This is a genomic window from Pseudomonas sp. Eth.TT006 (assembly GCF_054456575.1).
In genome coordinates, this window is sequence record NZ_JBTJEN010000006.1 from 140,983 (window position 1) to 160,753 (window position 19,771).

A 19,771-nucleotide genomic window follows, 5' to 3' on the forward strand; every position below is an offset into this window, starting at 1 on the left:
GATGTTTGGTAAATTAAGTTGGGAAGCGATCCCTTTCCACGAGCCGATCGTGATGGTCACCATCTCGATGATCGCGCTTGGTGGTCTGGCGTTGTTCGCTGCAATCACCTACTTCAAGAAGTGGACCTACTTGTGGACCGAGTGGCTGACGTCGGTCGACCACAAGAAAATCGGCGTGATGTACATCGTCGTTGCCATGGTCATGCTGCTGCGCGGCTTTGCCGACGCGATCATGATGCGTACCCAGCTGGCCATGGCCACCGAAGGTTCGCCTGGCTACCTGCCACCTGAACACTATGACCAGATCTTCACCGCTCACGGTGTGATCATGATCATCTTCATGGCGATGCCATTCTTCACCGGCCTGATGAACCTTGCAGTGCCGCTGCAGATCGGCGCGCGTGACGTTGCCTTCCCGTTCCTGAACTCCCTGAGCTTCTGGCTGCTGGTGTCCGGCGTTGTGCTGATCAACCTGTCGCTGGGCGTCGGCGAATTCGCCAAGACCGGTTGGGTTGCCTATCCGCCACTGTCGGGTCTGCAATACAGCCCTGGCGTGGGTATGGACTACTACATCTGGGCGCTACAGCTATCCGGGTTAGGTACGACGCTGACGGGGGTCAACTTCCTCGCCACCGTGCTGAAAATGCGTACCCCAGGCATGAAGCTGATGGACATGCCGATCTTCACCTGGACCTGCACCTGGGCTAACGTTCTGATCGTGGCTTCGTTCCCGATCCTGACCGCTACCCTGGCACTGCTGACCCTCGACCGTTACATGGATTTCCACATTTTCACCAATGAACTTGGTGGCAATCCAATGATGTACGTCAACCTGTTCTGGGCCTGGGGCCACCCTGAGGTTTACATCCTGATCCTGCCGGCATTCGGCATCTTCTCGGAAGTGATCTCGGCGTTCACCGGCAAGAAACTGTTCGGCCACCACTCGATGATCTACGCTTCGGGCGCGATCTCGGTACTGGGCTTCATGGTTTGGCTGCACCACTTCTTCACCATGGGTTCGGGTGCCAGCGTCAACGCCTTCTTCGGTCTGGCGACGATGCTGATTTCCATCCCGACGGGTGTGAAGCTGTTCAACTGGCTGTTCACCATCTACCAGGGCCGTCTGCGCTTCACCAGCCAGGTGATGTGGACTCTGGGCTTCATGGTGACCTTCGCCATCGGCGGCATGACCGGCGTACTGCTGGCCATCCCGGGTGCTGACTTCGTGCTGCACAACAGCCTGTTCGTGATCGCGCACTTCCATAACGTGATCATCGGCGGTGCGGTATTCGGTTACATCGCCGGTTTCGGCTTCTACTTCCCGAAAGCGTTCGGCTTCAAGCTGCACGAAGGCTGGGGTAAAGCAGCATTCTGGTTCTGGATCTCGGGCTTCTTCGTCGCGTTCATGCCGCTCTATGCACTGGGCTTCATGGGCATGACCCGTCGTCTGAACGCCACCACCAACCCTGAGTGGGTACCGTACCTGTACGTTGCCATGTTCGGTGCGGTGATGATCGCTGTCGGTATCGCCTGCCAACTGATCCAGCTGTACGTCAGTGTGCGCGACCGCAACAAGCCGGAAAACGTGTGCGATCACGGTGACCCGTGGAATGGCCACACCCTGGAATGGTCGACTTCGTCGCCACCTCCGTTCTACAACTTCGCTGTGCTGCCTAAGGCTGACTGCATCGACCCGTTCACCGAAGCCAAGGAAAACGGTACCGCGTACCAGGCTCCGGCCAAGTACGAGCCGATCCACATGCCGAACAACACCGCCACTGGCGTGGTGATGGGCGCACTGCTGACCGTCTTCGGTTTCGCGATGATCTGGCACATCTGGTGGTTGGCGATCGCCAGCCTGGCCGGCACTGTCATCTACTTCGTGATCCACGCGGCACGTGACGACCAGGGCTATATGGTTCCGGTTGAAACGATCGAACGCATCGAAGCCGAGCAGCACAAGCGTCTGGTCGCGGCAGGGAAAATCCCGGCCAATGCCACCCGTGTAACCTCGTTGGAACAGGCTTAAACCATGTCGAACTTAGTGACCAATGTTGGACACGCCCATGGTGACCATGGGCACGATGACCATCACCACGACTCGGGCGAGATGACCGTATACGGTTTCTGGCTCTACCTGATGACCGACTGCATTCTGTTCGCGTCGATCTTCGCGGTGTACGCAGTACTGGTAAACAACGTCGCCGGTGGCCCGTCGGGCCACGACATCTTCGAACTGCCATACGTGCTGGGCGAAACCGCTCTGCTGTTGTTCAGTTCGATCACCTACGGCTTCGCCATGCTGGCGTTGTTCAAAGGCAAGAAGCAGCAGGTCCTGGGCTGGCTGGCCCTGACCTTCCTGCTCGGCGCAGGCTTCATCGCCATGGAGATCAACGAGTTCCACCTGCTGATCTCCGAGGGCTTCGGTCCTAGCCGTTCGGGCTTCCTGTCGGCGTTCTTCACCCTGGTCGGTACCCACGGTCTGCACGTGTCCGCGGGTCTGATCTGGATGGGCATCATGATGTACCAGGTCAACAAGCACGGCCTGACGGCGACCAACAAGACCCGTCTGAGCTGCCTGAGCCTGTTCTGGCACTTCCTGGACGTGGTGTGGATCTGCGTATTCACCGTTGTTTACCTGATGGGGACTCTGTAATGGCTAATGCACACTCCCATGACAGCCATGATGCTGGCCACGGCAGCGTAAAGTCGTACGCCATTGGCTTCATCCTGTCGGTGATCCTGACGGCCATCCCGTTCGGCCTGGTGATGTTTCCAACATTGCCGAAGTCGACCACGCTGGCAATCGTCCTGCTGTTCGCGGTAATCCAGGTGATCGTTCACCTGTACTACTTCCTGCACCTGGACCGTTCGATTGCACAACGTAACAACGTGATCGCGTTTGTCTTTACGGCCATCGTGATCCTGCTGCTGGTTGGCCTGTCGCTGTGGATCATGTTCAGCATCCACACGTACATGATGGCGAAGTGAGGTAGACCCGATGTCGCTCAAGCACTTTATCCAAATCACCAAACCGGGGATCATTTTCGGTAACGTGCTTTCTGTGGCAGGCGGGTTCTTCCTGGCCTCGAAAGGGCATGTGGATCTGGCGGTGTTCCTGGCCGCCATGATCGGCACTTCCCTGGTTGTGGCCTCCGGTTGCGTGTTCAACAACTGTATCGACCGCGACATCGACCTGAAGATGGAACGCACCAAAAACCGGGTGCTGGTGCAGGGTTGGATTTCCCTGAAACTGGCCCTGGTCTACGCGACCATCCTGGGTGTTCTCGGCGTTGCCTTGTTGTACAAAGTGGCCAACCCGTTGGCCGCTCTGTTCGCGGTAATCGGCTTCATCATCTACGTCGGCTTCTATAGCCTGTACCTCAAGCGCAAGTCGGTTCACGGCACGCTGGTGGGCAGTCTGTCGGGCGCCATGCCGCCAGTGATCGGTTACGTTGCCGTAACCAACAGCTTCGACATGGCCGCACTGACCCTGCTGGTGATGTTCAGCCTGTGGCAGATGCCGCATTCCTACGCCATCGCGATCTTCCGCTTCAACGATTACCTGGCCGCATCGATTCCGGTGTTGCCAGTTAAGCGCGGAATCGAAGTGGCGAAGAAGCACATCCTGCTCTACATCCTGGCGTTCCTCGTGGCGACCTTGATGCTGACCTTCAGCGGTTACGCCGGCATGAGCTACCTCGCCGTTGCCGCGGCCATGGGCATGTACTGGCTGTACATGGCCTGGACCGGCTACAAGGCGGTGGATGACACGGTCTGGGCACGCAAGCTGTTCGTGTTCTCGATCTTCACCATCACCGCCCTGAGCGTCATGATGTCCCTGGACTTCAAGGTGCCGAGCGAGCTGCTGCTGACGTACGCGCCGTAAGGCCGGATGGCTTCAAGAAAAACCCCGCACATTGAGAGACGTGCGGGGTTTTTTGTTGATCGGATGTTTATCCGGCTCCGAATTTGTTGATAGTCTGTCTATGGGCAGGTTGCCTATAGTTCGCCCATGCGAACCGTATTTTTTGAAACTACAATATTTACCGCGAGCGTTGGTCGTTATCTGACGGACGATGAGTATCGGGAGTTGCAGAATTATCTGCAGTGCAATTCAGTGGCAGGCGACGTAATGCCGCGGACTGGTGGCTTCCGGAAATTACGTTGGTCTGATGCCCGGCGTGGCAAAGGCCGACGAGGTGGCTTGCGGGTCATCTACTATTGGCTTATGAATGATTGCCAGTTTTGGATGTTTGCGATTTATGACAAAGATGAGCTTGAGAATTTGTCCGCCGAGAAAGAAAAGGCGCTCAAAAAAGCCATTGAAACAGAGTTGAAAAAACGAGGTACCCAATGAAAAAGCGCGACCTGTTTGCGGAATTGATGCAGGGCGTCGAAGAAATGGCTGCCCAGCGCGAAGGTAAAATTACCTTGCGCAATACGGTTGTCGAAGACAAGCCGGTTCCCGAAGTTGGTGCACAGGAAATCGTTGCACTGCGTGAAAAATTGCATATGTCACAAGCGGTATTCGCAAAGCGAATCCGGACCAGTCCGAGCACATTGAGAAATTGGGAACAGGAAAAGTCCAAACCTAATGCTCAGGCGGCATTGCTGATCCGTTTGGTAGAAAAATTTCCTGATATGGTTGAGCGATTAGGCGCCGTCTAGACGCCATTGATAAGGCTTCTCAAACCCCGCGATTCGAAAGAATCTCGGGGTTTTTCTTTCAGGACGACAGGTTGCGGTATCGCTGCAAACCCCCTAGATTTGGATCGGGCCACTCCAGTGATAGCGCCATGCCACTCCTTTGGCGCTCAACTGTTCCAATCCGCGATATTCCTGCATTGACCAAAAGGCTGGGCGAAATGACCGAGAGGATGACCTGCGATGAACGCTTCATTGCCCTGGCGCAAGAGCTGAAGTACGACATCTATGGCGAGAACACCGCCGGCGGCAATTACGCGCCGCTGATCCGCCATCGCGATGAGTTGTACATCAGTGGCATGGTGCCGCGCACTCACGGCAAGATTCAGTATCCCGGCCGGGTTGGGCAGGATTTGACACTCAAGGATGCGCAAGCCGCTGCGAGCATCAGTGCCATGCGTTGTCTGGCGCTGATCGTCGATGCAGTGGGTTCGCTGGACAAGATCAAGGCGCTGTTGCGGGTCACGGTGTATGTGAAGTCGACACCGGATTTCGTTGACCTGAGCGAAGTGGCCAACGGCGCGTCGGATGTATTCAGTCATGTGCTCGGCGATGCCGGTCGGCATACTCGCACCACGGTTGGTGTCTATCAGTTGCCGAAGAACGCGGCGATCGAGGTCGACATGATCGTCGCGGTGCAGCCGGAAGTCTGATCGCCGGCACCGCCCAACAAAAAGCCCCGCCTGAGTCCTCAGCGCGGGGCTTTTTCGTACAGCAGCTGCGGGCTTACTGCGCCGCGATGCTGTAGCCATCGAACGCGGTCTGCTGTTGCAGGGCGGTGATGATGTTCTTGCGGTTGATTGCGTGTTCGGTGCCGTTGTTGTCGACGAAGGTTTCGCCGTCCAGCTCGGCTTCTTCGCCTTCACCGACGAAGGTGAAACCGAGGAACTCCAGCGCTTCACGGTCAACGTTCAAGCGCGAACGTGGCGTGCGCAGGGGCAGGGTCACGCTGGCGCCGTCCTTGCTGATGGTGAAGATTTCCAGTTCTTTCTTCTTGGCCGCCTTGCCCTTGCCGCCGCTCGGGTTGCTGATCGCCTGATGGGTATGGTTCAGCACTTTGAGGGCCAGGCCGTAGACGATTTCCTGAAACGCCGGATCGTCTTTGAAGCTGGACAGGATACGGCCGATCGAGAATTTGCTGCTCAGGTCTTCGAGGGCGGCGAGGTCGGCGGCTTCGGCATCCTTCAGACGCTTGAGTTCGCCCATCAGCTCGTAAGCCTTGTCGTCATCGAAGCTGTCGTGAGCCTGACGGATCGCGGCGCGCAGCTCGCGGATCTGGTCGCTTTCGCGGGTCGACTGGAACGCGTCCAGCACCATCTCGCTGATGATTTTGGCTTGTGGAAGGTGTTGTGAAAGATTGATGGAGTTTTCGTATTCCGCTTTGGATGACTCGGTGACTACGGATTCAGCGGTGTTGAAATCGGACATTGAAATTTCACTACTTTTTTAACTTGAGTGGAGATGAGAAAGCGCGAGGTCTTTTTCAGGCCGGTTAATTTAGGGGAGCGGGGCGGTGTTGTCACGGAACAACAGGCCGACGGTGCGGATTATTTGTCCGGTGTGTCCGAATTCATCGAGCGCATCATCCACTGTTCAGCAGTCTGCTGATCGGTCGGCAGCGAGAAGCGAAACGTCGCGCCACGCCCCGCGACATCCAGCAGGCGAATCTCGCGCCCATGTAACTGCAGAATGCGATGCACGATGCGCAGCCCCAGCCCGCCGTCGCGTCGTGCGCCGCCGATATTGAACGGTCGCAGGAACAGACTTTCACGCAGCTCGGGGGCGATGCCGGGGCCGGTATCGCTGACCGTCACCTCGACAACGGCGCCGTGGGCCTGCAAGTCCAGCACGATCTCGCCACCCTGCGGGGTATGGCGCAAGGCGTTGTCCACCAGGTTGGTCAGCACCCGCTCGATCAGCCCGAGGTCGGCGTAGACCGTCGGCAGGTTCGGCACGAAACTGGCCTTGAGTTCGACATGGCGGGCTTCGGCGGCCAGTTCGAATTTCTGGAAGATGTCCTGCAGCAGATCGATCAGCGAGAAGCGCTCCAGCACCGGTTGCACGAAACCGTGCTCCAGGCGCACCAGCTCCAGCAGCGACTGCGCCAGTCCACCCACCTTGCGGCTTTGATCCAGGGCGATGCCCAGATAGCGCCGACGTTCTTCGGCAGTGAGGGTGGCATCCTTGAGTGACAGGGTTTCCAGATAACCGTGCAGCGAGGCGAGGGGCGTGCGCAGGTCATGGGAGATATTCGCCACCAGCTCACGGCGTTCCTGATCCTGGCGGGTCAGCGAGCGCCACTGTTCACCAAGGCGGTTCTGCATCTGCCGGAAGGTGGCGTCGAGCACGGCGATTTCGTCCGGATCAGCGCTTTTATCCACCGCGTTCGACGGGGCCGCCAGCGCTTGCGGCGTGCCGTCGATATCGAAGCGGCTGACGGTTTCGGTCAGCCGGCGTAATGGTCGAGTGATCAGGTTGAACGCGGTGAGACCGGCAATCAGGCACAACAAGGCAACCAGGGCGATCGACAGCAAAGCGGTGTTCAGCGCGGCGCTGGTGGCACCGCGTTCGGCGAAGCGATCGTGTTCTTCGCTGAGCAGCACCACGTACAGATAGCCGGCCGGCTTGCCATTGACCCGCAACGGCGCGGCACTGAACACCTTGCGTCCATCGGCACTGCGCGGGTCATCGCCGAGGATCGGCAGCGGCTGGTCATTGAGCAGACGGCGGATCGGTGCCAGATCGACGGTCTCCCGGCGCAGATGCCCTTCCGGGGCAGCGTTACCGACAATCCGCCCGTCGGGGTCGAGCAGGTACACCTCGACGCTCGGGTTGACCAGCATCAGCTTGCCGAACAGCTCGCGCACGGCACCGGGCATCAGGCCATTGCTGTCCATCAGCACCGTGTCATGGGCGATGTGCTGCGCCAGGTCCCGCGACAGGCCTTGCACCACTTCCAGCTCATGCATCTTGCTCGAACGCACCTGCAGCCATGCCGAGGTGCCGCAGCACACCAGCAACAACACGGCGAACACCAGCGACAGGCGCTGCGACAGGGTCAGTTTCATGCTTGTTCCGCGCCGAATTTATAGCCCCGGCCCCACACGGTGAGGATACGCGTCGGTTGCGCCGGATCGCTTTCGATCTTCGCCCGCAAGCGATTGATGTGGGTGTTGACTGTGTGCTCGTAACCTTCGTGGCTGTAACCCCACACTGCGTTGAGCAGGTCCATGCGTGAGAAGACCTTGCCCGGCTGCCGGGCGAAAAAATACAGCAGGTCGAATTCCCGCGGCGTGAGATCCAGCCGCTCGCCATTGAGAGTGACGTCGCGGGTAATCGGGTCGATGTTCAAACCATCGAGACTCAGGCTACCGGCGTCCATCTTCAGATTGCGCGCCATGGCGTCGACCCGGCGCAGCAGGGCTTTGACCCGCGCTACCAGTTCCAGCATCGAAAACGGTTTGGCCAGGTAGTCGTCAGCGCCCAGTTCCAGACCGAGGATGCGGTGCAGTTCGCTGGAACGCGCGCTGGTGATGACGATCGGTGTGTAGCGCGCCATCGCCCGGGCGCGGCGGCAGATTTCCAGGCCATCGACCCCCGGCAGCATCAGGTCGAGGATCAGCGCATCCCACTGGCCTTGTTGCAGCAGACGCATGCCTGCGTCGCCGTCGGCGCAGTGCACGACGTCGTAATGTTCATCGCGCAGGTGCAGGCAAATCAAGTCGGCGATGTGTTGGTCATCCTCGACCACGAGGATGCGTCTGGTCGGTTCCATCAAGCTCAATCCTTCGGCGCAGTGAGCGCATTGTGCGGGTTTTCCTCAGGGCGAGTTATCACGAATTCGTTAACTTCCCGTGAGGATTTGGCGATCAACCCAAGCCTAGGCTGTGTTCCGGAACAGACACCTGGAATTTTGGAGACGGCCATGTTTTCACGGCGACAGATTCTCGTAGCGAGCGGCGGGCTGGGGCTTGCAGCCCTGGTGGCGGGTGTATTGCCAAAATTGTCGCCGGGCGCTGCGCTGATCGATCAGGCGCAAGCCGATGAGGCTTTTGAAGTTACCCACAGCGACAGTGAATGGCGTGCGCGGCTCACCGACGAGCAGTACGCGATCCTGCGTGAAGAAGGCACCGAGCGCGCCTATACCAGCCCGCTCAACGAAGAGCATCGCAACGGCACGTTCGCTTGTGCGGGCTGCGAACTGGCGCTGTTTGCATCGGCGACCAAGTTCGACAGCCACACCGGTTGGCCGAGTTTCTGGGCGCCGCTGGAGCACGCGGTGGCGACGCGGCAGGACCACTCGTTCGGCATGGCCCGCAATGAAGTCCACTGTCGGCGCTGCGGCGGGCACCTTGGGCATGTGTTCGACGACGGCCCGAAACCCACCGGTCTGCGCTATTGCATGAATGGCCTGGCAATGACCTTCAAACCCGTGGCGGCGTGAGCCATGGGCCTTTTTCGATTTTCACTTTCTGCAGGACGACATCATGTGGCTCTTGGTTCTCGCTTATCTGGGCGGTGTGCTGACAATCGTAAGTCCGTGCATCCTGCCTGTTCTGCCTTTTGTCTTCGCTCGCAGCGCGCAGCCGTTTATCAAGAGTGGCTTGCCGCTCTTGGCCGGGATGGCGCTGACCTTCGCCCTCGTCGCCACGCTGGCGGCGGTGGGCGGCGGTTGGGTGGTGCAAGTCAATCAGTACGGTCGCTGGCTCGCGTTGCTGTTCGTTGCACTGTTCGGGCTGACGCTGCTGCTGCCGCGCCTCGCCGAGCGCCTGACCCGGCCGTTGGTGTCGGCCGGCAGCCGCTTGTCCGAGGCCGCCGGCCAGGACAGTCGTCCGCGTCCCGGCGCGTCGTTTCTGCTCGGCGTCGCCACGGGGCTGCTCTGGGCACCCTGCGCCGGGCCTATTCTCGGTTTGATTCTGACCGGCGCCGCGCTGCAAGGGGCAAGCATCGCCACCACGCTGTTGTTGCTCGCCTACGCGGCAGGCGCCGCGACTTCGCTGGCGGCGGCTTTGCTGCTGGGCGGTAAGGTTTTTGCGCTGATGAAACGCTCGCTTGGCACCGGTGAATGGATTCGGCGCGGGCTCGGGGCGGCGATGCTGGCCGGGGTGGCAGCGATCGCGCTGGGTCTCGACACCGGGATTCTGGCGCGGGTGTCGACGGCCTCGACTGGTGGGCTGGAGCAAGCGTTGGTCGGCCAACTCTCCGGTAAGTCAGCGCCTGCCAGCGGAACGATGATGGCGCAAATTCCTGCCGCAGGCGGTGCGATGAAAGTCGCCGATCAGGCTTCGGCGACATTGCTGGTCGAAGGCCAGTTGCCGCCGCTCAATGGCGCGGTGCAATGGCTCAATTCGCCACCGCTGGACGCCCAGGCATTGAAGGGCAAAGTGGTGCTGGTGGATTTCTGGACCTACTCCTGCATCAACTGCCTGCGCACGTTGCCGTACGTCAAAGCCTGGGCCGAAAAGTACCGCGATCAGGGGCTGGTGGTGATTGGTGTGCACGCCCCGGAATTCGCCTTCGAGCGCGATGTGGGAAATGTCAGCAAAGCCATGAAGGAACTGGGCATCAACTACCCGGTGGCGATCGATAACGACTACAAGATCTGGCGTGCTTTCAACAACGAATACTGGCCGGCGCATTACTTTGCCGACGCCCAGGGACGCATTCGTTACCACCACTTTGGCGAAGGCGACTACGCCGAGTCGGAACGCGTGATTCAGCAGTTGTTGCGTGAGGCCGGGGCAAAAACCGTCGCCGAGGGTTTGATCAATGCCGATGCCCAAGGTGTGCAGCAGGCACCAGACATGACTCAGGTGCTGTCGCCGGAAACCTATGTCGGCTACCAGCGCGCGGAGCATTTTGTGGCGCAAACCGGACTGGTGCCTGACAAGGTTGCGACCTACAACCCACCGGCCAAGCTGACGCTGAATGACTGGAGTCTCGGCGGCCAGTGGGCCGTCGGCGCCGAGCGCGCCACCGCCGACGCGCCAGCCAGTCGCATCGTCTACCGCTTCCACGCCCGTGATTTGCACTTGGTGCTGGGCCCGGGTGTGGATGGCAAGCCGGTACGGTTCAAAGTGTCCATCGATGGCCAGGCGCCGGGTGCTGATCACGGCGTGGATGTCGCCGCCGACGGCAGCGGTCGCGTGACCGAACAACGTCTGTACCAGTTGGTTCGGCAAACCGATGCGGTGAAGGATCGCACCTTCAGCATCGAATTTCTTGACCCAGGCGTATCGGCCTACGCCTTCACCTTCGGCTGATCGGGAGTTCGCAACATGAACAATCAAAACAACTGGCGACGCGGATTATTGGCCATCGCCATGGCCGGCATGATCGGTCAATGCTCGGCGTTTTCTTTCGGCGCCGAAGACGCCGTGGTCATTCCGCCACCGACCCTCGATGAAACCACTCAGGCGCACAGCGAAACCGCAGTGTTTGCCGGTGGTTGCTTCTGGGGCGTGCAAGGGGTTTTTCAGCACGTCAAAGGCGTGCAGAACGCCGTCTCCGGTTACGCCGGCGGCGCAGCGAACACGGCGCAATACGAGCGGGTCAGTGAAGGCGACACCGGGCACGCCGAGTCGGTGCAAGTCACCTTCGACCCGACACAAGTCAGCTACGGCAGCTTGCTGCAGATCTACTTCTCGGTCGCCCACAATCCGACCGAACTCAACCGTCAGGGTCCGGACAGCGGCACGCAATACCGCTCGGCACTGTTCCCGGTCAACGCCGAACAGCAGAAGGTAGCCGAGGCCTATATCGCCCAGCTCGACGCGGCGCATGCCTACCGCCAACCCATCGTGACGAAACTGGAAAGCTTCAACGGCTTTTACCCGGCGGAGGACTATCACCAGGACTTCCTGACCGAGCATCCGAGTTATCCGTACATCGTCATCAACGACATGCCTAAGGTCGCGCAGTTGAAGCAGTTGTTTACGCAGCGGTATCAGGAGAAGCCGGTGTTGGTGAAGAGCGGGTTGATGCTTCAGGACCGGCCCCATGTCCGCATCGCAAATTCAACAAATCGCCGCAGCTTAGGCAATCGATAACGATCCGGCGCATACAACAGATGCAGTGGCCGGCTCGGGGCCTGGTAATCGGGGATCACCTTGACCAGTTTGCCGTCGCGCAAATCCTGTTCCACCAGCGCATCCGGCAGCATCACAATGCCCATGCCGGTGAGCGCTGCCTGGTGCAGACCGGCGGAGGTGTTCATCAGCATCGGGCCACTGACATCCACCAGAATCTCACCGTCCGGGCCGCTGAGACGCCAGCGTTTTTCCACTGATTGCCAGTCATCACCGGCGGGATAGGCGAACGACAGACAGTCGTGTTGCAGCAGGTCTTGCGGGGTGATCGGCATGCCGCGCCGGGCGACGTAGGCGGGAGAGGCGCACACGGTCAGGGTGTAGTCGATCAACGGCCGGGCGATCAGGTTCGACTGCTCGAAATGTCCCAGCCGGAACGCCACGTCGAGGCCGCTTTCCAGCAGATCCGGGCGACTGTTGGTGAGCACCACGTCCATTTTCACTTGCGGGTACTGCAGGGAGAACTCGCTGAGTGCCGGGGCCAGACGTTCGACCCCGAAGGTTAGCGGCGCAGTGATGCGCAGCAGACCGCGCGGCTCGTCGAGGGCTTGTTCGGCCAAGCGCTCGGAGTCAGCCACCAATCCCAGAACGTCCAGACAGCGCTGGTAGTAAACGCTGCCGAATTCGGTCAGCCGCTGGCGGCGAGTGGTGCGTTGCAGCAGCTGTACGCCGAGCCGTTGCTCCAGCGCGCGCAGGTGATTGCCGACCATGGTCGTGGACATTTCGCACTGCAGCGCAGCCGCCGTCATGCTTCCGGCTTCCACGACCTTCACGTACACACTCATCGCCTGCAACAGGTCCATTATCAAGCTCTGCTGTTAAATGATTGAAGTTTCGCCGAGTTTATCCAGTTCTGGTGGCTAACCATACTGCAAACACACCGACCCTCACTGGAGTTTGAAGTCATGACCGCCGCCCTGATGAACACTTACCAACCGCTGGCCCTGAGTTTCACCAGAGGTCTGGGCACGCGCCTCTGGGATCAGGCTGGTCGTGAATACCTGGATGCCGTTGCCGGCGTCGCGGTGACCAATGTCGGGCACTCGCATCCGCGTATCGTTGCAGCCATCAGCGAGCAGGCCGGAATGCTGCTGCACACCTCCAACCTGTACAGCATCGACTGGCAGCAACAGCTGGCGCAGAAACTCACCCGGCTGTCGGGGATGGAGCGGGCGTTCTTCAATAACTCCGGCGCCGAGGCCAATGAAACTGCGCTGAAACTGGCGCGTTTGTTCGGCTGGCGCAAAGGCATCGAACAGCCGCTGGTGGTGGTCATGGCCAACGCGTTTCATGGGCGCACTTTGGGCACCTTGTCGGCCAGCGATGGGCCGGCGGTGCGCCTGGGTTTCAATGAGCTGCCGGGGGATTTCGTCAAAGTGCCCTTTGGTGATCTGGTCGCGCTGGACCAGATCCAGCAAAAGCATGGCGAGCGGATCGTGGCGATTCTGGTCGAGCCGATTCAAGGCGAAAGCGGCGTGCAACTGGCGCCGCCCGGTTACCTCAAGTCCCTGCGTGAACTGTGCAATCGGCACGTCTGGCTGCTGATGCTCGACGAAATCCAGACCGGCATCGGCCGCACCGGCCAGTGGTTTGCGTTCCAGCACGAAGGCATCGTCCCGGATGTCATGACCCTGGCCAAAGGCCTCGGCAACGGCGTGCCGATCGGTGCCTGCCTGGCGCGGGGCCGGGCGGCAGATCTGTTCACCCCCGGCAGTCATGGCAGCACGTTTGGCGGCAATCCGCTGGCTTGCCGGGTCGGCTGCACGGTATTGGAGATCATCGAAGAACAGGGCTTGCTGGAGAACGTCCGGGTGCAGGGCGAACGCTTGTTAAACCGTCTGCGCGCCGAGCTGGCGGACAACCCCAACGTGCTGGAAGTACGCGGCCAGGGCTTGATGATCGGGATCGAGTTGAAACAGCCGATCCGCGACCTGACGCTGATTGCAGCGCGGGATCATGGGTTGCTGATCAACGTCACGCGCGGCAAGACGATACGGCTGCTGCCGCCGCTGACGATTGATGAGCGGGAGGTGGGGATGATTGTCAGAGGAGTTGCGCTTGCTGTGAGCGCGCACTAACAGGTCGCCGCTAATCCTGTAGGTGCGAGCTTGCTCGCGATAGCGGTGGGTCAGTCGATATTTATATTGAGTGATCAATCGCCTTCGCGAGCAAGCCCGCTCCCACAGTGTTGGTGTTGTTAACAGGACCTGCGTCAGACGCCAATACTTGTGGGAGCGAGCTTGCTCGCGATAGCGGTGGGTCAGTCGATATTTATACTGAGTGATCAATCGCCTTCGCGAGCAAGCTCGCTCCCACAGAGTTGGTGTTGTTAACAGGACCTGCGTTAGACGCCAATACTTGTGGGAGCGGGCTTGCTCGCGAAGGCGTCGGGTCAGACGACTTCAATTTCGACAGGTTCGCCGCCATTGTCGTAACGCTGGTGCGGCAGGCTTGTTCCTACAGCAAGTCGCGGCATCGGTTTAATCCGGATAAGCGGCCGAATCCGGCGCCAGCATCCGCGTCTTCACCGCCCCATTCGAATTGTGCTGAATAATCTCGCTCGGCTGCCCCTGCTGATTGAAAAACACCTGCCCGATCCCTGCCGAATTCCACAACCGCTCACCCGCTTCGGCATGCTCCGGGGCGTACGGCACGATGCGCATGCGCCGGCGTTTGGTGAACCAGTTCAGTGGCGAGCGTGGCGAATAGAGCCAGCGGTTGAGGCGGTCGAACCATTCCAGCAGGGTTTTCGGAAACTCGTTCTTGATCCCGCTGCTGGTGATCTGCCAGATCCGCGGCCCGGCCTTGCGGTGTCGGATAAGCACTTCGTAGACGAAGGAATAATGCACATCGCCGGACAGCACCACGTAGTTTCCGGGTGTACGTTTGTGTCGGAAAATGTTCAGGATCACCTGCGCGGCGCCACGGTGGGCCATCCAGTTTTCCGCATCGACCAGCAGCGGATAACCGCACCAGCTGAAAACCTTCTGCACGGTTTCGATCAGCTTCACGCCGAAGATCGGTGCCGGTGAAACGATGATCGCCGACGGGTGATCGAGCAGTTCCTGCTGCAGTTCGCTCAGCGCCTCCCAATCCAGAAGTCCCGACGGTTGCTTGAGCGTCATTTCACTGCGCCAGCGTCGGGTACGGGTGTCGAGTACCACCAGTGCCGGGCTGATCGGCAGCACGAAGTGCCAATGCTGAAAACGCAGCAACTCATCGATCAGCGCATCCTGCAGCGGGCTGTCGAGGTAGCGATCCTCAGCGATGGCGCTCAGGCGTTCAGTGTTCTGCAGCAGATCCTTGAACGCATCCGGATTATTGCCCCAGCCCTGGCACAGCATGTAGGCGATCAAGGCGTTGCCGATGATGCGTTTGGAGAACGGATGACCGTAGGCGGTTTCCTCCCATTGCGCGGACAGATTCCAGTCATCGGTGATGTCGTGGTCGTCGAAAATCATCAGACTCGGCAGGTGCGCCAACGCCCGCGCGACCTTGCCCAGACCGGCCTTGAAGCTATCGATGCGGGTTTGTTCGAGGGTGTAGCGCTGCAGGCGTTCAGGCGTCAGTGCTGGTGCTGTCGGATTGATCAGCGTCCACGCAACCGGCGACCACACCAGCAGATACATCGCCATGACTTCGGCGAACGTCACCAGGTGATTGTCTGCGCTGCTGCTGGTGAAAATCGGCTTACGCGCGCCGCCGAAAAATCGCTTGCGCAATGTCTCGTTGCTCTCCAGCGCCGGTAATAAATCCGCACGGTGGTAGTAACTGGCCGGGTGTTCGTAGAGCTTCGTGCTGTCGCTGACCACGGCGCCTTCGAGGTGTTCGTCGAACAGGCCGAGACGCTCGATCAAACCATGAATGGCTCGCAGCATCGGTCCGGCAACATCGTCGGCATAGATCTGATCGCCGCTCATCATCAGCAGGGCGGGACGTTGTCGCGGATCGGTTTCGCCGGACAACAGTTGATCGACACAGAGCAGGCCGTCGGCCGCTAGATGATGAGGTTTGCGGCAGGAGCCGTGCAGCAACTGATCGATCCGCGAGCGCACAACCAGATTCGGACTTTGGGCGTTGCCATACAACAGATGCGGCGCCCATTCCGCGATAGGCGTCTGGCCATCGATCAGCAGGTCGTAATCAATAAAGGTGTCGCAGGGCAGGGCGCTTTCGAGGCACACGTCGATGAGATGGATAAACGCTCGAGTGCCGACAGGAATGACCGTACATTTCCCGGCATCAAGCGGAATGTCTCCTACACCCTGCAAGCGCAAGGTCAGCGATAGCTCGCGGCTGCCGACCAGCCATAGCACCACTCGCGTCGGTTCCAGTCGGCGCAGCAGCGGGCCGGCCAACACCGGAGGCAGCGGGTTCACATCAGCAGGAATCAGGGACATTCGGCGGCAAGGCTCAAGGCGCACGGGCTGGCGATGATAGCGCAGCCGACGCCTTGAACCCTTAAACCAGGCTTAAGCGTCAACCTTCTGCAGCTTCAACGCCAGCAGGCGCCATTCGGCAGACGCGGGTTGCTCTTGCACCGAGCAGTCGAAGCGATAAGTGACGTCATCGCCGTTCATGTTGCGCGCGGTGATCTTGTTGCTCAGGGTGTAGACCTGATCCTTGAAGCGCTTGGTGACAATCGCGGAGCTGTCGGCAAAGCGCGCCGACGCCGGGAAGCGCAGAGTGCTGGTGACCAGCGGGCTGCACATGACGTAGGCGAGCATCGATTTATCGCTGTCGGCGCTCTGCCCAAGCTTGTTGCGCAGCGCAGTGAATGCCTTGCGCCCCTGCGCGTCGCTCTGGTCCAGAACGGCTTTTTCCGACATCGATGTCGGTGCGCGGCTGGCGTAGTTCGGCAGCAGTGCGGAATCCTGCGCAGAAGGCTGATTGTCCGGTTCGATCGCGGCAAAGACCGGTGCGGTTTCCAGCATGGTGGACGTCGAATCCGACTCGGCTTCCGGCAACAGGCTGGTGGTCACATCGCTCTGCGTAATGACATCTTCGGCTGGCGCCTTTTCCGGTATACGCGCCGACGGGAACAACGAAAGCATGATCGACAGCACCACCATGCCAACGATAAACCCACCCGCCGCGCCAACGACGTTGCCGTAAAACAGGTTCCAGCTGCCGCGATTTTTCACTACCCAGCGCCACATCAAACCCCAAGCGGCGATGAAGGCCAGAAAACTCAGAAACGCCATTCGATTCCTTCCTTAAATCTGCAAAAACCTGAATTCAGCACACCGTGAATGATGCGCTCCAACGATGGGGCGGCAAGATAGCAAAATTGAGATCTGACGCCACGAAGACCTTCACATGCCGGACCAGGCCATAAAGAAAAACAAAACGTCCATGGTGTCCATCCTTCGAAATCAGTCGAGTTGCCAGCCCTCGACACGCCAAGTGGACGGCAAGATAACAAAATAGTAGCGTCGCGCCACTTTCTTGCTTCCGGTAATGGACTACTCATGCCAAAAGTCGCTTCTGCGCTGCGCCTGCTCAGTGCAATCATCCTCGTCACCGCCATCACTCCGGCATTCGCCGCGTGGCAAGAACACCCGGAAAACAGCTGGAAGTACTACCTCGGCAACTGCCAGCGAATCCAGAGCAAAATCGCCGATGTCCAGAGCGGTCGCGTGCCTGGCGCCGTTGAGGTGATAGGCGACCTGGATAGCAGCCTGCGGATCATGGCCGAACGCCGCTCAAACCTGCCGCCGCAATACCTCAACTCGCAAGAATTCGCCCAATGCGAAAACGTCGCCGCGCAAGGTGAAGCCATGATTGCCCAAGGCAACGCCGAGTTCGCCGCCAGAATGAACCAGGCCGCCGAGCAAGGTCGCGCTGCCCACCAGAAATCCCCGCAATACCAACGTGCTCGCTCACTCGGCTACAGCGACGTCGGCGAAATCTCCTTCCTCAAACTGCACGAAGACACCGCCGGCGAAGCCCGCCTGAAAACCATGCTGATCACCGTCGACGAAGTCTGCGGCCAATACTTCCGTGCCACGCAATACGTGAAACCCTACGTGATCTACAGCGTTCGCCCGTCGGATGGCGGCTGTGGTGAAGAAAAACGCGTGGCGATTGTCGGTGGGCGTTCGGTGGCGAAGGGTGATTACATTGATGAGAAGGGCGAGTTTCAGTACGTGGGCTGGAAGAAGCTTGTCGGGGCGGACGGCTTTCCGACGGATATTCGGGTGTTGAAGGCTCGGCGCTGAAAGGCTGAGCGCGCATGGCGCAACAGCTCAGAGAATGTCTTTCAGATAACCCTTGAGCGCAAGGAGCGGCTGATCGAGCTGCTCCAGCGTCTGCGCCTGGCTGAAATCGGCTGACAGCTTGTGCAACTCCCGCCCCAGTGGCTTCTCGACACCACCCAACGCGTCCATCGCCAAACCCAGGCATTCGTTCATCTTGAACTGAATGGTCTGGATATCGCCACGTTTCACCAGCAACTCGAACACGTCTTTCTGATAATCCCCCATGACCATGTCATCCCGCAAAATCGGGCTCAGGCCTTCTTCCTCGTAAGCGAGTTTGAGGGAAAACAGGGCGACGGTTTCGAGTGATGTTTCCATGCGGTGAGTCCTTTGAGATGTCCTGTTGGTAACGCAGATGCAGATCAAAAGATCGCAGCCTTCGGCAGCTCCTACAGCAGCAGCTACTTTCCGACAGACGAAAAAAAAGGCCTTGCAAAGCAAGACCTTTCTTAATTTTGGTGCCCCGAGGGAGACTCGAACTCCCACTCCTTTCGAAAACGGATTTTGAATCCGCCGCGTCTACCAATTCCGCCATCAGGGCTCAATGGCGGCGAAGTATAGAGAGGTGATTACCGTTGGTCAATCACGTTTCATGGTCAATTTTCGTTATTTCCGCTAGACTTTCCGGCCCTGCTAGACGAACCCCATCATGCGCGTTGCTGACTTTACCTTCGAGCTTCCTGATTCGCTGATCGCCCGCCACCCTTTGGCCGAGCGTCGCGGTAGTCGCCTGTTGACCCTGGACGGGGTCAGCGGCGCCCTCGCACACCGTCAATTCACTGATTTGCTTGAGCATTTGCGCCCGGGTGATCTGATGGTGTTCAACAATACCCGGGTGATTCCGGCGCGGCTGTTCGGGCAGAAGGCCTCGGGCGGCAAGCTGGAAATCCTCATTGAGCGGGTGCTCGATTCGCACCGCGTGCTGGCCCATGTGCGTTCCAGCAAGTCGCCCAAGCCCGGTTCGAAGATCCTCATCGATGGCGGTGGCGAAGCCGAGATGCTCGCGCGTCACGATGCGCTGTTCGAGCTGGGCTTCGATCAGGACGTGCTGCCGCTGCTCGATCGCGTCGGGCACATGCCGTTGCCTCCTTATATAGATCGCCCGGACGAAGGCTCGGATCGCGAGCGCTATCAGACCGTGTACGCCCAGCGTCTCGGTGCGGTGGCGGCACCGACCGCGGGGTTGCACTTCGATCAGCCGCTGATGGAGGCGATTGCCGCCAAGGGCGTCGAGACCGCATTCGTGACCCTGCACGTTGGTGCGGGCACGTTCCAGCCAGTGCGTGTCGACAAGATCGAAGATCACCACATGCACAGCGAGTGGCTGGAAGTCGGCCAGGATGTGGTTGATGCCGTTGCCGCCTGCCGTGAGCGTGGCGGGCGGGTGATTGCCGTCGGTACCACCAGCGTGCGTTCGCTGGAAACGGCTGCGCGTGATGGCGTGCTCAAGCCGTTCAGTGGTGACACCGACATCTTTATCTACCCGGGCCGGCCGTTTCATGTGGTCGATGCCCTGGTCACCAACTTCCATTTGCCCGAATCCACGCTGTTGATGCTGGTTTCGGCGTTCGCCGGTTATCCCGAGACCATGGCCGCCTATAAAGCCGCCGTCGACAACGGCTACCGCTTTTTCAGCTACGGTGATGCGATGTTCATCACCCGTAATCCCGCCCCGACTGCCCCTGAACACACAGGCCCAGAGGAAACAGAATGAGT

At 59.5% G+C, this 19,771-nt stretch carries 20 protein-coding genes and 1 tRNA gene; 13 read left to right on the forward strand and 8 right to left on the reverse strand.

Annotated elements, in window-relative coordinates; all coding sequences use genetic code 11:
* Window position 1: 1 nt before the first annotated feature.
* The 7 genes from cyoB (at window position 2) to ACXR0M_RS11960 (ending at window position 5,360) form a co-directional block, all read left to right on the forward strand.
* On the forward strand, window positions 2-2,029 hold the full coding sequence (cyoB, locus tag ACXR0M_RS11930) for a cytochrome o ubiquinol oxidase subunit I (protein WP_458832065.1): 2,028 nt from the start codon (window positions 2-4) through the stop codon (window positions 2,027-2,029).
* 3 nt (window positions 2,030-2,032) lie between these two features.
* Window positions 2,033-2,656, forward strand: a complete 624-nt coding sequence (cyoC, locus tag ACXR0M_RS11935; RefSeq protein ID WP_458832066.1) for a cytochrome o ubiquinol oxidase subunit III — start codon at window positions 2,033-2,035, stop codon at window positions 2,654-2,656.
* The gene (gene cyoD / locus ACXR0M_RS11940) at window positions 2,656-2,991 is read left to right on the forward strand and encodes a cytochrome o ubiquinol oxidase subunit IV (RefSeq protein WP_003227981.1); all 336 of its coding nucleotides are present in this window, start codon (window positions 2,656-2,658) and stop codon (window positions 2,989-2,991) included. The genes cyoC and cyoD overlap by 1 nt, the downstream gene beginning before the upstream one ends.
* Window positions 2,992-3,001: 10 nt before the next feature.
* A complete protein-coding gene (cyoE, locus tag ACXR0M_RS11945; protein WP_458832067.1) occupies window positions 3,002-3,889 on the forward strand; it encodes a heme o synthase in 888 nt (295 codons plus the stop codon).
* A gap of 126 nt (window positions 3,890-4,015) precedes the next feature.
* Window positions 4,016-4,360: a toxin gene (locus ACXR0M_RS11950; protein ID WP_458832068.1), complete on the forward strand. Its 345-nt coding sequence runs from the start codon at window positions 4,016-4,018 to the stop codon at window positions 4,358-4,360.
* Window positions 4,357-4,671, forward strand: coding sequence for a helix-turn-helix domain-containing protein (locus ACXR0M_RS11955; RefSeq protein ID WP_458832069.1), 315 nt, complete (start codon window positions 4,357-4,359; stop codon window positions 4,669-4,671). The genes ACXR0M_RS11950 and ACXR0M_RS11955 overlap by 4 nt, the downstream gene beginning before the upstream one ends.
* 197 nt (window positions 4,672-4,868) lie before the next feature.
* A complete protein-coding gene (locus ACXR0M_RS11960) occupies window positions 4,869-5,360 on the forward strand; it encodes a RidA family protein (RefSeq protein ID WP_458832070.1) in 492 nt (163 codons plus the stop codon).
* 73 nt (window positions 5,361-5,433) lie between these two features.
* Here the strand turns inward: ACXR0M_RS11960 and ACXR0M_RS11965 are convergent, their stop codons facing one another.
* From ACXR0M_RS11965 to ACXR0M_RS11975, 3 genes are all read right to left on the reverse strand, one after another.
* Window positions 5,434-6,135: a hypothetical protein gene (locus ACXR0M_RS11965; protein ID WP_458832071.1), complete on the reverse strand. Its 702-nt coding sequence runs from the start codon at window positions 6,133-6,135 to the stop codon at window positions 5,434-5,436.
* Between the two features lie 119 nt (window positions 6,136-6,254).
* Complete coding sequence (locus tag ACXR0M_RS11970; RefSeq protein WP_458832072.1) at window positions 6,255-7,775, reverse strand: sensor histidine kinase; 1,521 nt, start codon at window positions 7,773-7,775, stop codon at window positions 6,255-6,257.
* Window positions 7,772-8,482, reverse strand: coding sequence for a response regulator transcription factor (locus ACXR0M_RS11975; protein WP_458832073.1), 711 nt, complete (start codon window positions 8,480-8,482; stop codon window positions 7,772-7,774). The genes ACXR0M_RS11970 and ACXR0M_RS11975 overlap by 4 nt, the downstream gene beginning before the upstream one ends.
* A gap of 150 nt (window positions 8,483-8,632) precedes the next feature.
* Between ACXR0M_RS11975 and msrB the strand changes: the two genes are divergently transcribed.
* Genes msrB through msrA form a run of 3 tightly spaced genes read left to right on the forward strand, consistent with a single transcriptional unit; the run spans window position 8,633 to window position 11,756 of the window.
* Window positions 8,633-9,151 carry a peptide-methionine (R)-S-oxide reductase MsrB gene (gene msrB / locus ACXR0M_RS11980; protein WP_458832074.1) on the forward strand — a complete coding sequence of 173 codons (519 nt, stop codon included), beginning with the start codon at window positions 8,633-8,635 and terminating at the stop codon, window positions 9,149-9,151.
* Window positions 9,152-9,194: 43 nt separating this feature from the next.
* Window positions 9,195-10,970 carry a cytochrome c biogenesis protein DipZ gene (locus tag ACXR0M_RS11985; RefSeq protein ID WP_458832075.1) on the forward strand — a complete coding sequence of 592 codons (1,776 nt, stop codon included), beginning with the start codon at window positions 9,195-9,197 and terminating at the stop codon, window positions 10,968-10,970.
* A gap of 15 nt (window positions 10,971-10,985) precedes the next feature.
* A complete protein-coding gene (gene msrA, locus ACXR0M_RS11990) occupies window positions 10,986-11,756 on the forward strand; it encodes a peptide-methionine (S)-S-oxide reductase MsrA (RefSeq protein WP_458832076.1) in 771 nt (256 codons plus the stop codon).
* On the opposite strand, the gene ACXR0M_RS11995 is transcribed toward msrA, so the two are convergent.
* A complete protein-coding gene (locus tag ACXR0M_RS11995) occupies window positions 11,693-12,598 on the reverse strand; it encodes a LysR family transcriptional regulator (protein WP_458832077.1) in 906 nt (301 codons plus the stop codon). The genes msrA and ACXR0M_RS11995 overlap by 64 nt on opposite strands.
* A gap of 102 nt (window positions 12,599-12,700) precedes the next feature.
* On the opposite strand from ACXR0M_RS11995, the gene ACXR0M_RS12000 reads away from it, so the two are divergent.
* Window positions 12,701-13,873 carry an acetylornithine/succinylornithine family transaminase gene (locus ACXR0M_RS12000; protein ID WP_458832078.1) on the forward strand — a complete coding sequence of 391 codons (1,173 nt, stop codon included), beginning with the start codon at window positions 12,701-12,703 and terminating at the stop codon, window positions 13,871-13,873.
* A gap of 402 nt (window positions 13,874-14,275) precedes the next feature.
* On the opposite strand, the gene ACXR0M_RS12005 is transcribed toward ACXR0M_RS12000, so the two are convergent.
* Window positions 14,276-16,195 (reverse strand): alkaline phosphatase D family protein, encoded by a 1,920-nt coding sequence (locus ACXR0M_RS12005; protein WP_458832079.1) that lies wholly within the window; start codon window positions 16,193-16,195, stop codon window positions 14,276-14,278.
* Between the two features lie 72 nt (window positions 16,196-16,267).
* Window positions 16,268-16,999 (reverse strand): hypothetical protein, encoded by a 732-nt coding sequence (locus tag ACXR0M_RS12010; RefSeq protein ID WP_458832080.1) that lies wholly within the window; start codon window positions 16,997-16,999, stop codon window positions 16,268-16,270.
* Between the two features lie 267 nt (window positions 17,000-17,266).
* On the opposite strand from ACXR0M_RS12010, the gene ACXR0M_RS12015 reads away from it, so the two are divergent.
* Complete coding sequence (locus ACXR0M_RS12015) at window positions 17,267-18,016, forward strand: hypothetical protein (protein ID WP_458832081.1); 750 nt, start codon at window positions 17,267-17,269, stop codon at window positions 18,014-18,016.
* 27 nt (window positions 18,017-18,043) lie between these two features.
* On the opposite strand, the gene ACXR0M_RS12020 is transcribed toward ACXR0M_RS12015, so the two are convergent.
* Both ACXR0M_RS12020 and ACXR0M_RS12025 read right to left on the reverse strand, forming a co-directional pair.
* On the reverse strand, window positions 18,044-18,373 hold the full coding sequence (locus ACXR0M_RS12020; RefSeq protein WP_458832082.1) for a hypothetical protein: 330 nt from the start codon (window positions 18,371-18,373) through the stop codon (window positions 18,044-18,046).
* A 138-nt stretch (window positions 18,374-18,511) separates the two neighbouring features.
* Window positions 18,512-18,596, reverse strand: a tRNA-Leu gene (locus ACXR0M_RS12025).
* A gap of 108 nt (window positions 18,597-18,704) precedes the next feature.
* Between ACXR0M_RS12025 and queA the strand changes: the two genes are divergently transcribed.
* Window positions 18,705-19,769: a tRNA preQ1(34) S-adenosylmethionine ribosyltransferase-isomerase QueA gene (gene queA / locus ACXR0M_RS12030; protein ID WP_458832083.1), complete on the forward strand. Its 1,065-nt coding sequence runs from the start codon at window positions 18,705-18,707 to the stop codon at window positions 19,767-19,769.
* The last annotated feature ends 2 nt before the right edge of the window (window positions 19,770-19,771 follow it).